The sequence below is a fragment of the Acinetobacter sp. V116_7 genome, from assembly GCF_056735735.1.
Genome location: NZ_JBWZIF010000022.1, coordinates 96,540 through 109,748, shown reverse-complemented (window position 1 = coordinate 109,748; position 13,209 = coordinate 96,540). Strand labels below are relative to the sequence as shown.

Annotated in this window: 11 protein-coding genes; 1 reads left to right on the top strand and 10 read right to left on the bottom strand. The window is 43.1% G+C overall.

Annotation, left to right across the window (positions count from 1 at the left end):
• Window positions 1–84: 84 nt before the first annotated feature.
• From AC1PJP_RS09435 to AC1PJP_RS09410, 6 genes are all read right to left on the bottom strand, one after another.
• Window positions 85–1,110, bottom strand: a complete 1,026-nt coding sequence (locus AC1PJP_RS09435) for an enoyl-CoA hydratase/isomerase family protein (protein ID WP_049838226.1) — start codon at window positions 1,108–1,110, stop codon at window positions 85–87.
• A 12-nt stretch (window positions 1,111–1,122) separates the two neighbouring features.
• The gene (locus AC1PJP_RS09430) at window positions 1,123–1,896 is read right to left on the bottom strand and encodes an enoyl-CoA hydratase (RefSeq protein ID WP_479752451.1); all 774 of its coding nucleotides are present in this window, start codon (window positions 1,894–1,896) and stop codon (window positions 1,123–1,125) included.
• Between the two features lie 21 nt (window positions 1,897–1,917).
• Window positions 1,918–3,045 (bottom strand): acyl-CoA dehydrogenase family protein, encoded by a 1,128-nt coding sequence (locus AC1PJP_RS09425; protein ID WP_224970371.1) that lies wholly within the window; start codon window positions 3,043–3,045, stop codon window positions 1,918–1,920.
• 11 nt (window positions 3,046–3,056) lie between these two features.
• Window positions 3,057–4,706 carry an AMP-binding protein gene (locus AC1PJP_RS09420; protein WP_479766879.1) on the bottom strand — a complete coding sequence of 550 codons (1,650 nt, stop codon included), beginning with the start codon at window positions 4,704–4,706 and terminating at the stop codon, window positions 3,057–3,059.
• A 77-nt stretch (window positions 4,707–4,783) separates the two neighbouring features.
• Complete coding sequence (gene mmsB / locus AC1PJP_RS09415; RefSeq protein WP_479766878.1) at window positions 4,784–5,674, bottom strand: 3-hydroxyisobutyrate dehydrogenase; 891 nt, start codon at window positions 5,672–5,674, stop codon at window positions 4,784–4,786.
• 11 nt (window positions 5,675–5,685) lie between these two features.
• Window positions 5,686–7,203 (bottom strand): CoA-acylating methylmalonate-semialdehyde dehydrogenase, encoded by a 1,518-nt coding sequence (locus AC1PJP_RS09410; RefSeq protein ID WP_151767853.1) that lies wholly within the window; start codon window positions 7,201–7,203, stop codon window positions 5,686–5,688.
• Window positions 7,204–7,369: 166 nt separating this feature from the next.
• On the opposite strand from AC1PJP_RS09410, the gene AC1PJP_RS09405 reads away from it, so the two are divergent.
• Window positions 7,370–8,251: a LysR family transcriptional regulator gene (locus AC1PJP_RS09405; RefSeq protein WP_004640467.1), complete on the top strand. Its 882-nt coding sequence runs from the start codon at window positions 7,370–7,372 to the stop codon at window positions 8,249–8,251.
• 58 nt (window positions 8,252–8,309) lie between these two features.
• Here the strand turns inward: AC1PJP_RS09405 and AC1PJP_RS09400 are convergent, their stop codons facing one another.
• The 4 genes from AC1PJP_RS09400 to alr all read right to left on the bottom strand — a co-directional run bounded on the left by AC1PJP_RS09400 (window position 8,310) and on the right by alr (window position 13,189).
• Window positions 8,310–9,737 (bottom strand): amino acid permease, encoded by a 1,428-nt coding sequence (locus tag AC1PJP_RS09400; protein WP_081402316.1) that lies wholly within the window; start codon window positions 9,735–9,737, stop codon window positions 8,310–8,312.
• Window positions 9,738–10,114: 377 nt separating this feature from the next.
• The gene (locus AC1PJP_RS09395; RefSeq protein ID WP_282496099.1) at window positions 10,115–11,554 is read right to left on the bottom strand and encodes an amino acid permease; all 1,440 of its coding nucleotides are present in this window, start codon (window positions 11,552–11,554) and stop codon (window positions 10,115–10,117) included.
• Window positions 11,555–11,715: 161 nt separating this feature from the next.
• Window positions 11,716–12,075 carry a RidA family protein gene (locus AC1PJP_RS09390; RefSeq protein WP_000071347.1) on the bottom strand — a complete coding sequence of 120 codons (360 nt, stop codon included), beginning with the start codon at window positions 12,073–12,075 and terminating at the stop codon, window positions 11,716–11,718.
• A 10-nt stretch (window positions 12,076–12,085) separates the two neighbouring features.
• On the bottom strand, window positions 12,086–13,189 hold the full coding sequence (alr, locus tag AC1PJP_RS09385; RefSeq protein ID WP_282496100.1) for an alanine racemase: 1,104 nt from the start codon (window positions 13,187–13,189) through the stop codon (window positions 12,086–12,088).
• Window positions 13,190–13,209 lie beyond the last annotated feature (20 nt).

Below are 13,209 nucleotides of genomic sequence, written 5' to 3'. Positions count from 1 at the left end.
TTTATGCTTATGACCAGCCCTGACCATAAGCATTTTCAGGTCTCGCTTTATCTCCTTAAGCTTTTTATGTTTTTGTAATGCGGTTTAGCTCAATTTTTCTAAAATTGGCTCAAATTTCGAATTACGTTCTTGCCACTGTGGTTGTTTATCTTTATCGACAATGAGTGCACGAACACCTTCAATAAAGTCGCCATGCTCAAACCAGATATCCTGTAAATCACGTTCAAGCTGCATGCACTGAGGTAAGGAGAGACCTCGACCTAAATGTTGCAGTTTTAAACTGGTTTGTTTGGCAATAAATGAGCGCTGCTGCAAAATGCTGAGCATCTTACTTGCCCAAGTTTTTAAGCTTTCATCTTGTTCATTTTCAAGACTTTGTTCAATTTCATCTAAATGCTGATATCCAAAGTGTTTACGAATACCTTCAGCCAATTGTTTTAATTCGCTTTCGGCAGGGCGAGTAATAAATCGGGTAATGATGCGTTCAATTCCCTCTTTGCTTAAACTTGGCGCTTCAACGAGAGCATCTTGCAACGCTTGTAACTGCTCGCTTGGCACATGATAGTCAATTAAATCGAGGTAAAGCGCATCGCTACTGCTGATCTGCTCACCCGTAATGGCCATATAAACACCGATATCATCAAGGCGAGACAGGAAGTGTGTTGCACCAACGTCTGGGAAGAAACCAATCGCTGTTTCAGGCATGGCAAATCTAGACTTTTCGCTGCTTACCACAATGTGACAAGCCTGAGCCAAGCCAAAACCGCCACCTAATACATAGCCATCAAGCATAACAATGACTGGCTTTGCATATTCACGCAGTACATTCAGCATTTTATATTCGGCACTAAAGTAGCCTTTGTAGTCGGCCGTGCCATTTTTATAACTGTCATAGAGATAGCGAATATCTCCACCTGCACAGAAGGCTTTTGGACTATTTGATTTGATTAAAACTGCCTGAATAGCAGCATCATTTCGCCACAGTTCCAATTGGGCACCAATACTTTTGATCATATCTAGCGACAATGCATTGAGATGAGTCACACGGTCTAAGGTAATCACGCCAAGCTTACCTTGTCGCTCAATCATTAAGTGATTTTCTGTATTCATTTTATTGATCTCTTATTGATTTTTAAAATTTGGCTTTCGTTTTTCAACGAATGCCTGCATTCCTTCTTTTTGGTCACATGTTGCAAATATTGAATGGAACATACGTCTTTCAAAACGCAAGCCTTCCGTAAGGTTTACTTCAAAAGCTCGGTTGATGGTTTCTTTAAGCATCATGTTTGCAGTTAAAGAGCGTGCCGCAATTTTTTCAGCTGCTTGCAAGGTTTGTTCAAGTAATTCTTCTTTGCTAAACACACGTGCGACTAAACCACTTTGTTCTGCTTCTACAGCGCCCATTTGACGAGCGGTAAAGCACATTTCCATTGCTTTAGCTTTACCAATGGCATGGGTTAAGCGTTGTGTGCCACCAATACCCGGAATTACCCCTAAGGTGACTTCAGGTAAGCCAAACTTGGCGTTGTCAGCACAATAAATAAAGTCACACATCAGCGCCAATTCACAGCCACCACCTAACGCATAGCCACTCACCGCTGCAATTAGAGGTTTACGGCGCTGTGCAATACGGTCTGCAAGATGGAAAAAGTCATCAAAATAAATATCAGGAAATGCTAAATCAGCCATTTCTTTAATGTCTGCACCTGCGGCAAAAGCTTTTTCAGAACCTGCCAATACCATGCAGCCAATTTCGCGGTCTTTTTCGAGCTGATCTAATGCCTGATTAATTTCACTAATTAATTCGCTGTTTAAAGCATTGAGCGCTTGAGGGCGATTTAATGTAATCAGTCCAACCCCATTACGCTTTTCTAATAAAATACTTTGCCACTGCATTATTTATTCCTTGTTCTGATTTTATAGACTACGTGCAATCACTAAACGTTGGATATCGCTTGTGCCTTCGTAAATTTGACAAATACGCGCATCACGATAAATGCGTTCAATTGGGAAATCTCTGAGATAGCCATAGCCACCAAACACTTGTAGCGCACTCGAGCACACACGCTCAGTCATTTCTGAAGCAAATAACTTGGCCATTGAAGCTTCGTTGAGACACGGTTGACCTGCTTCTTTTAAACGCGCAGCGTAGTGAACCAGTTGTCTCGCTGCTTCAATTTCAGTTGCCATGCTGGCAAGGCGAAACGCGATGGTTTGATGCTCAAAAATTGGTTTCCCAAAGGTAATACGCTCTTTGGCATAACGGGTCGCTTCTTCGAGCGCCGCACGTGCTAGACCGACTGCTTGTGCAGCAATACCAATACGTCCACCTTCTAAATTGGCGAGAGCAATTTTCAAACCCTCACCTTCTTTGCCAAGCATGAGGCTTTTATGAATGCGCACATCGGTTAGTGCAATCTGACACGTATCTGAAGCATGTAGACCGAGTTTTTCTTCAACACGAATCACTTCATAACCCGGCGTTTCACGTGGGACTAAAAATGCACTAATACCCTTTTTTCCCGCGCTCGGATCAGTCACTGCAAACACAATAATGACCCCTGCATTATCACCAGAGGTAATAAACTGCTTGGCACCATTTAAAATATAATCGTCGCCATCTTTCACCGCTCGGGTTTTAAGAGCTGCCGCATCTGAGCCCGTATGTGGTTCGGTTAAAGCAAAAGCGCCGATCATTTCACCTTGCGCCAAAGGTTTTAAAAAACGCTCTTTTTGCTCATCAGTACCAAATTTTAAAATAGGTACACAGCCAACCGAGTTATGTACGCTCATGATGGTTGAAGTTGCGCCATCTGCTGCCGCAACTTCTTCGAGGGCTAGTACATAGGCTAAGTTACCCGTGTCTGAACCGCCCCATTGCTCTGAAACAAGCATACCCATAAAACCGAGTTGCCCCATTTGAGCCAAGGTTTCTTTCGGGAATGTCCCGTCTCGATCCCAATCGCTGGCATGAGGCTTAATTTGTTCTTGGGCGAAACTTTTCGCCATATCACGAATGAGTAATTGTTCTTCGGTAAATTGCATTGTTATTTCCTTTACCCTGCTTTAGCTTGTTGTTTAGCAATTTCTTGATTACGCAATAAAAAGCGCTGAATTTTACCACTTGGAGTTTTAGGTAATTCACTCACAAATTCAACTAAACGTGGGTACGCATGTGCAGAAAGTCGTCTTTTAACAAATTGGCTGAGTTGTTCAGCAAGTGCATCTGAAGGTTGAGCATCCGTAGCTAAAATTACAAATGCCTTAACCACTTCGGTACGGTCCGGATCAGGCACGCCAATCACTGCTGCTTCAATCACAGCATCGTGTTCGAGTAGTGCGCTTTCTACATCGAAAGGCCCAATACGATAGCCCGATGTGGTGATTACATCATCACTGCGCCCTACAAAGCTCATGCTGCCATCAGCATGTAATTCGGCAGTGTCACCAGTTAAATAGTAATGACCAACAAAAGGTGATTTACGGCTTTCTTTATAGCCGCCGAACCACATCATTGGAGACTGGCTAATGTCGACTGCTAAAATTCCTGGGGTGTCCGCTGGCAGCTCTTCACCTTGTTCATTGACAATCGCAACACGATAGCCCGGACTTGGGAAACCTGCTGAACCGGCATGAATTTCATGTTTTAAACCATGGTGATTACACACCACCATGCCTACTTCAGTTTGCCCATAGTGATCATAAATCGGAGCATCAAGCACTTGTTTAAACCAGCGAATTACTTCTGGATTCAGCGGTTCACCTGCACTGCTCACGACACGGAACTGCCCTTTTAACGGCGCCATTTGTGCTGGATCAGCCGCCATCATCATGCGGTAGGCAGTCGGAGCCCCTGCCAAGTTGTTAATTTTATAATCTTTCACAATTTGACATAGGCTATCTGTGCTAAAGCCACCTTCATAGAACAAAGTAGCGTGGCCCAAGAATAACGGCCCAGTAATCGCATAGTACAGACCATACGCCCAACCCGGATCGGCAATATTCCAGAATGAATCTTCTTCGGTTAAACCAATGGCATCTTGCATATATCGACCAAAGGCAATCAGTGCTTTTAATGGCACTTCCAAGGGTTTAGCAGGACCTGTAGTACCTGAAGTAAACATGAGCAAGAAAGGATCTTGGATACTCCGCATCACCAAATCACATTGATCGGACTGCTGTTTCACTTCATTCCAAAAGTTAAAATCGCCTGCTTTAAGCGGAGTACCTTGTGCGTCGGCCACCGTCACAATTGCAGGGCAATTTTCAATTTCATCAAGCTTGCTACGGTTGCCCATATCAGTCACCACCAGCTTACTTTGTGCAAGCTGAATACGGTGCTCAATCGCTTTTGGACCAAACGCAGTAAAGAGCGGTTGATAAACGGCACCAATTCGCCAAGCTGCAAAAATGGTCACGATCAGTTCAGGTGTTCTTGGTAATAGACCTGAAATACGGTCACCCGCTTTCACACCTTGTGATTTTAAAAAGTTAGCAAACTGACTCGACCATTCTTTTAATTCACGGAAGGTATATTGCTCTTTTCGTCCATCTTTTCCTTGCCAATACAGCGCAATTTTGTCGCCATCGGCATGTCGATCACAGCATTCATAACAAGCATTTAAGGCATCAAGTGAACCTGATAACATGTGTTTTGCAGTACTTTCCAAATCGAAAGCCTGTGCAGCATTTTGATAATCCATCATATCTTTTCCCTCAGTCCGGATTTGTTGTTATTCACGACAGGGTTTAATGTGTTTAAAGCCATCCTTTGGCTTTACCGTTATGCTTCTTGTGGCAGGTATTGCTGAATAATGCTCGAAAAATCGAGATTGGCATTCCCGCGCATGCACATTTGCTGATAGAGCTGCTGCACTATCCCACCTAATACAACTGGCTGTTTGACTTGGCCCGCGGCCTCTACAGCAAGTCCTAAATCTTTCAGCATCAGTTGAGTCGCAAAGCCGTCTTGGTAGCCTCGAGATGCTGGCGCATTTTCATTAATATGCGGCCATGGGTTACACACATCCGAACTCCAACAACGACCGCTTGAGGTGTTAATGACGCCTGCCAATGCTTGTGGGTCGATGCCCAGCTTTACACCGAGTGCCATACCTTCAGCAACAGCGGCCATTGAAATACCTAAAATCAGGTTGTTGCAGATTTTGGCAATTTGACCTGCACCCACATCACCACAGTGAACAATATTTTTGCCCATGTAACTAAGTACAGGCTTCACGTCGTTAAAGGTTTGATCATCGGCACCCACCATAAAGGTTAAGGTTCCTGCTTGAGCTCCAATGGTTCCACCTGAAACTGGCGCATCACAGATTTTAATATTTTTACTCTGTGCAACAGCGGCAATGTCTTTAATGGTTTGTGGGTCAATGGTACTGCTATCAATGCATAAGCTACCTGCTTTTAGCACTTCCAATACACCATTTTCACCCAAGTAAACTTCTTTAACGTGCTTGGCCGCAGGTAGCATGCTAATGACCACATCAGCTTGTTTTGCTGCTGCCTGTGGGCTGTCGCATACTATGCCACCTGCCTCGGCGAAGTGCTGAATAGCAACTTCACTGAGGTCATAACCGTAAACATTGAGTCCGGCTTTAAGTAGGTTATGGGCCATTCTGCCGCCCATATTCCCTAGACCGATAAAGGCGATATTCATCCGTGATCCCCTTAACGTAAACTAATGGTTGTATTTACACCGCCAACTTCATGGCTATCTTCAAACCAACGACTGGTAATGGTTTTAGTTTGGGTATAGAACTGTACAGCTTGTTTGCCGTATGGCCCCAAATCACCAAGTTTTGAACCTCTTGAACCGGTAAAACTAAAGAAAGGCACTGGCACAGGAATTGGAATGTTGATACCAACTTGACCAACATCAATTAAGTTTTGGAAAGTACGTGCAATCGCGCCACTTTGTGTGAATAGACCTACACCATTACCAAATGGGTTGGCATTGATTAGAGCAATCGCTTCCTCAAGGGTGTCTACACAAATAATGGAAAGTACAGGGCCAAAGACTTCTTCTTTATAAATACGCATGTCGGTATTTACGCCGCTAAAAATCGTTGCACCTACAAAGTTGCCCGATTCATAGCCTTGGACTTGAACATCACGGCCATCAAGTAGCAACTCCGCCCCTTGCTCAACACCGCTATTAATTAAATCAAGCACACGCGCTTTAGCACGTTTTGAAATGACTGGACCAATATCAGTATTTGGCTCATGGCCTGCGTTTACTTTTAAAGTCTTCGCTTTTTCAACTAATTCTTGAATCCACTGTTTACTTTCACCCACCATGACTGCAACCGACAATGCCATACAGCGTTGCCCCGCTGCACCAAATGCTGCACCGACCAAGGCATTTAAGGTTTGCTCTTTATTGGCATCAGGCATAACAGCCACATGGTTTTTTGCACCCATCATTGACTGGACGCGTTTACCATGTTGTCCAGCAAGGTTATAAACATGCGTTCCAACAGCAGTTGAGCCTACAAATGAAATCGCTTTAATATCTTTATGGGTACACAAACGGTCAACCACTTCTTTACCGCCATGCACAACGTTGAGCACACCTGCTGGAATACCTGCTTGAATCGCAAGCTCGACCAGCATCATGGTTGATAACGGATCTTGTTCTGATGGTTTTAAAACAAATGTATTGCCACACACGATTGCCATTGGGAACATCCAAAGTGGAATCATGGCAGGGAAGTTAAACGGTGTAATACCCGCACAGACACCCAAAGGTTGCTGCAAGGTATAAGTGTCTACACCACGCGCTACACCTTCAACATATTCACCCATTTGCAAAGTGCCGATCGAACAAGCATGTTCAACCACTTCTAAACCACGTTGAATATCACCTTCTGCATCGGCCAAAGTTTTGCCTTGTTCAGCCGTTAGTACTTGTGCAATTTCCTTCATGTTGGCACGGATCAAGTCTTGTAACTTAAGCATGATGCGCATACGTGCCTGAATTGGGGTCTGACGCCAAGAAGCAAAAGCATCTTGTGCAGCTTGAATAGCAGCGTCAACTTCTTTAACCGTTGCAAATGGTACACGACCAATCACTTCCTGAGTTGCAGGGTTAACAATGTCTTGCCATTCCTGTGTTTCAGATTCGATAAAATTTCCGTTAATGAGTAATTTAGCGGTTTCCAATTCGATTTTTTGGATTGTGTTCATAACCTCTCCGTAGGCCATATTTTTATTGTGTTCAATTATTAGAAAATACTTCTTGATCGTATTTTCTTTATTCCAGTTTCAATTGAGACTAACAAAGAAAACTTTGACCACCAACGGAAATTCATGCACGATTGTTGTGCAAATATGCACAAGGATGACAACAAAAATGAAAGTGGATTGGGATCATCTACATTTTTTTCTGGTTTTAGCTCGGACTAAAACATTGACCAACGCTGCGCGGATTATTGGTGTCGAGCACAGCACAGTGGCTAGACGGATTCAGGCACTAGAACTTGCTTTGGGTACAACGCTGTTTAAGCGTGAAGCGACTGGTTATGAGTTGACACTCGAAGGTATGGCACTGGTTCCTCGAGTTGAGCAAATGGAACAAGCTTTCTTACAAATTGAGAAACCACATCAACCTTTGCAAGGTCGTGTGCGAATTGGCACACCTGAAGGTTTTGGCACTGCGTTTTTAGCCCGTTTACTGGCTGAGTTCTCTATTCAATATCCATTGCTCACCATCGATCTGATTCCAGTGCCGAAAATGATTAAACTCTCACACCGTGAAGCAGACATTGTGGTGTCAATTGATCGTCCAACGTCTGGACCCTACATCATTACACGGTTATCAGACTACTGCTTAAAAATTTATGGCAGCCAAAACTATCTGGCGCAAAACCCACCCATTCGTGGTTTAGAAGATTTAACCCAACACCGCTTTGTGAACTATATTGATGATCTGGTCTATAGCCCTGAGTTGTACTGTTTAGAACGGTTACCCTTAAAGCTTAATGCGAACTTCCGTAGCAGCAGTATTTTAGCCCAACAAATTGCGGTGAGTGCTGGTGCAGGACTTGCGATTTTGCCCAAGTTTTTGGCAGATGATAAACCAGAACTAGACGTCGTTTTAGAGCAGCAAGTTCGCTTTACTCATACCTTCTGGATGCTGACTTTTGTTGATTTACAACATGAACCACGCATTAAGTTAGTTTGGGACTATTTGCGTAAACAAGCCGATAAATATCAGCATTTGTTGGTTGATTAAAGAGTGTAAATAAAAAAAGCCAATCACGGATGATTGGCTTTTTTGAAATTAGTAATAATTAATCAAAACTTTCTTGGCCTAGTTTTTTCATGCGTGGTTTATAAAACACATGATAGCTAACGCCTAAAACAACTAGCCACAATGGACTAACATATACCGCTTTTAATGTATCTGGCTCTAGTGCCAAAATCACTAAAGTGAACAAGAAGAAAGCAATGACAACATACGCCATTAACACACCACCCGGCATTTTAAAGGTCGATTTAGCATGTAACTCTGGACTCAACTTACGGTAACGTAAATAGCATGCCATGATCAGAAGCCATACACTAATGAATAGAATCACACAGAGTGAACTTGCCAAAGTAAATGCTTCCATGGTGTTTGGAACAAAGTACTGAAGCACTGCCCCACCCATAATGAAAATACATGAAAAGATTAAACCATTTGAAGGTACGGCACGTTTTGATAAACGCCCCAAGGCACTTGGCGCCTGACCATCTTTCGATAAACCGAACAGCATACGACTGGTTGAAAACACACCGCTGTTCATTGAAGACATCACTGAAGACAGTACCACCAAGTTCATGATGATAGCTGAAACAGGAATACCCGCATTTAAGAACAACTCAACAAACGGACTTTTATCTGCACGAATGTGATCCCAAGGTGTTACTGACATCACCACAAAGAGTGCCAATACATAGAATAGAATAATACGTACAGGAATCGCGTTAATTGCCTTCGGTAGATTTTTCTCTGGATCTTTCGTTTCAGCGGCTGTTGTACCAATCAATTCGACGCCAATAAAGGCAAACACGGCAATCTGGAAACCTGCCAAAAATCCGCTTACACCTTTTGGAAATATGCCGCCATGCGACCACACATTACTTACACTCACAACCTCACCATGCGGAGCTTGAAAATGAGTGAGGATCATGTAACCACCGACTCCAATCAGGCCAATAATGGCCAGAATCTTAATCAGTGCGAACCAGAATTCAACTTCCCCAAACAACTTCACCGTAAGAAGGTTAAGCCCTAAAATGAATAGTACACAGCCTGCACTAATCATGGCTTGTTGTGTTGGTGAGAAACTGGCGCCTTCCGGCAGCCAGAAACTTAAATAGTTAATGACCGCAGATAAATCTGCAATACCGACCAGTACCCAGCCTAACCAATAGGTCCAACCTATATAATAACCAGCCCATGGGCCAATCAAATCATATGCCATATCGACAAATGACTTGTAATGTAAGTTGGCAAGTAGTAGTTCACCCAATGCACGCATAAGGAAAAAAAACATCCCACCAATTAACATGTAAATCACGAGGATTGAGGGACCTGCGAGGGAGATGGTTTTGCCCGAGCCCATAAATAACCCGGTTCCAATTGCACCGCCAATTGCAATCATTTGTAGATGGCGATTATTTAATTTCCGTTGTAAATGATCAGGGGAGCTTGCCTCATCTGGATGATGAACCATTGTCATATTAGAAGTCCTTTTTATATTTTGCTTAACTTAAAATCAGCAACCTATAGGGAGAAAAACGAACCGTATATCGTGGGTTGCTGAGTCTATACCTCAGGACAAGATGTTCAAGTATATTTTTTCCTTAATTGATAAATCGTTTGTCCTGTTTTTTTAAGTCACATTATTTATGTACTGCCTTCACGGCAATTTTAATTAACATATCTGGATTCTCCAGATTAGCCGGAGTGTAGCATGTGATAATGCTAGATGTCGCTTTTACGCCCCCCTCTAAACTGCTCTATTGAGTTAAAAATAAACAATATTATTCCGATAAAAAATCGAAAGAAAATAAAAAAAGCCAATCATGATTGATTGGCTTTTAATAAAACTTAATGATCGTTGACGAGTTCGCGTCCTAGTTTTTTCATGCGTGGTTTATAGAGCACATGATAGGTAACACCTAAGATAACTAACCATACTGGACTGACATAGAGCGCTTTCAATGTATCTGGCTCAAGTGCCAAGATGACTAAAGTGAAAAGCATAAATGCCAAAACGATATAGCTCATCCAAATGCCACCCGGCATTTTAAAAGTAGATTTTTCATGTAATTCAGGACGTAATTTACGATAGCGTAAATAGCACACCATGATGAGACTCCAGACACTAATGAATAGAATCACACAGAGTGAACTTGCCAAAGTAAATGCTTCCATGGTGTTTGGAACAAAGTACTGAAGTACTGCCCCGCCCATGATAAAGATACAAGAGAAAATCAAACCATTTGAAGGTACTGCACGTTTTGATAAACGCCCCAAGGCACTTGGCGCCTGACCGTCTTTTGATAAGCCGAACAGCATACGACTGGTTGAAAACACACCGCTGTTCATTGAAGACATCACCGAAGACAGTACCACCAAGTTCATGATGATAGCTGAAACAGGAATACCCGCATTTAAGAACAACTCAACAAACGGACTTTTGTCTGCGCGAATATGATCCCAAGGCGTTACTGACATCACAATAAAGAGTGCGAGTACATAGAACAAAATAATACGTACAGGAATCGCGTTAATTGCTTTCGGTAAATTCTTCTCTGGATCTTTGGTTTCAGCAGCCGTTGTACCAACCAGTTCAACCCCTACAAAAGCAAACACGGCAATCTGGAATCCTGCCAAGAAGCCTTCTGTACCTTTTGGAAATAAACCGCCATGCGACCAAACATTGCTAATGCTTGCAACAGCGCCTTGTGGAGCTTGGAAATGGCTGAAAATCATATAGCCACCCACTCCGATCAGGCCAATAATGGCTAAAATCTTAATGAGTGCAAACCAAAATTCAATTTCACCAAATAGGCGTACAGTCAGTAGGTTAAGACCCATAACAAACATTACACAACCTGCGCTAATCATGGCTTGTTGCGTTGGCGAAAAGCTCGTGCCATCGGGCAGCCAGAAGCTCAAATAGTTAATGACCGCTGAAAGGTCCGCAATACCCACCAGCACCCAACCTAACCAATAGGTCCAACCCAAATAGTAACCGGCCCAAGGACCAATCAAGTCATGAGCCATATCAACAAAAGATTTGTAATGCAGATTTGCAAGGAGCAACTCGCCCATTGCCCGCATTAAGAAAAAGAACATTCCTCCAATAATCATATAGATTAAAAGAATTGAAGGACCAGCGAGGGAGATGGTTTTGCCCGAACCCATAAATAGGCCGGTTCCAATTGCACCGCCAATTGCAATCAGTTGTAAATGACGGTTAGACAGTTTTCGTTGCAGATGATCAGGAGAGTTTTCCGTATCTGAATGACGAGCCGTTGTCATATTAAAATTCCTTTTTGAATTCCTTTGTTAAGATCAGCAACCTATGGCGAAAATCGAACCGTATGCCATAGGTCACTGAATCTGTTCACCAAAAATGACTGGATAAACCGTATCTATCTTCCTTCTGTTAGATACATCATCATTTTTGGAGTAAAAACGAATTACTTTTGTGCTGCCGTCACGGCAATTTCAATTAACCAATCTGGATTGACCAAATCGGCCTGAATTGTGGCACGCGATGGAGCAACACACCCTTTTAACCAGTCAACCCAAATTGCATTTACGGTTGAAAAGTCAGAAAGATTTTTCAAATAGAGCTGTGCAGAGAGCAAGCGAGATTTGTCGGTATTGGCTAATGCCAAAAGTTCATCAATCGTTGCAAGAATTTCACGAGTTTGGCCTGCCACGTCTTGCTCGGTATTTTTAGGTACCTGACCTGACAGATAAACCACTTTGTTAAAAACAGTCACGGCGCTCATGACTTCGTTAGTGTTAATCTTTTGTATATCTGAATTCGACATTCGGATTTCCTTATACCTGATTAATAAATTGAACACGGGCGGTGACAGCACACATCAGTTCATAGCCCACCGTACCGGATGAAACTGCGACATCATCAATAGGTAAAACGACGCCTGTACTTGATTGGCCCCAAAGCACAACTTCACTGCCGACTTTGGCACTCTCAATGCCCGTTAAATCGACTGCCAACATATCCATGCTGACGCGGCCAATTGTACGAGTGAGGACAGAGTCCACTAAAACAGGCGTACCTGTTGGTGAAATACGCTGATAACCATCGGCATAGCCGCAAGCCACAATCCCAATCATCATAGGTTGCTCTGCGACAAAGTTTGAGCCATAACCTACGCTTTCATTCGGTTCTAAATGCTGAACGGAAATAATTTCGCTGCGTAAGCTCATGGTCGGTTGTAAGCCCCAGTCCGCAATACTATGCGTCGGGTAGTCTGGCGAGCTGCCATAGAGCATGATGCCGCTACGCGCATAATCTGATTTGAGCTGGTCTTGATAGCGCAGAATTGCTGCGCTATTACTTACTGACCTTTCACCCGGTAAATCTTTAATAATTTCTTCAAATGCAGTGATTTGATAATCAATGCCTTGCTGGCCGAAACGATCGCCATCTGCATCTGAAAAATGCATCATGTGCGTAATCTTGGACACATTTGCCAAGCTATTTAAACGTTTCCATGCCTGAACATAGTGCTGTGGTTTAAAACCAAGGCGGTTCATACCACTGTTCATTTTTAGACAAACATCAAATTGAGCTGGATAAGGATGCTTTTCTACCCACTCGATTTGCGCTTCACTATGAATGGTGAAACTGAGTTGATACTGCACACAATCAAATAAATCTTGAGGAGAGAAAATCCCTTCGAGCAACAAAATTGGACCTGTCCAACCTAGAGCACGAATGCGTTTTGCTTCATCAAGATCAAGTAAGGCAAAGCCATCTGCTGCTTTAAATGCTTCATAAACACGTTCAATTCCGTGTCCATAAGCATTGGCTTTTACAACGGCAAAGACCTTACTGTTTGGCATAGCCTTGCGTACCACCGCCAAGTTATTTTGTAAGGCTTGACGGTGGATCACTGCGGTAATAGGACGAGGCATGATTACTTTCCTAACGTCCG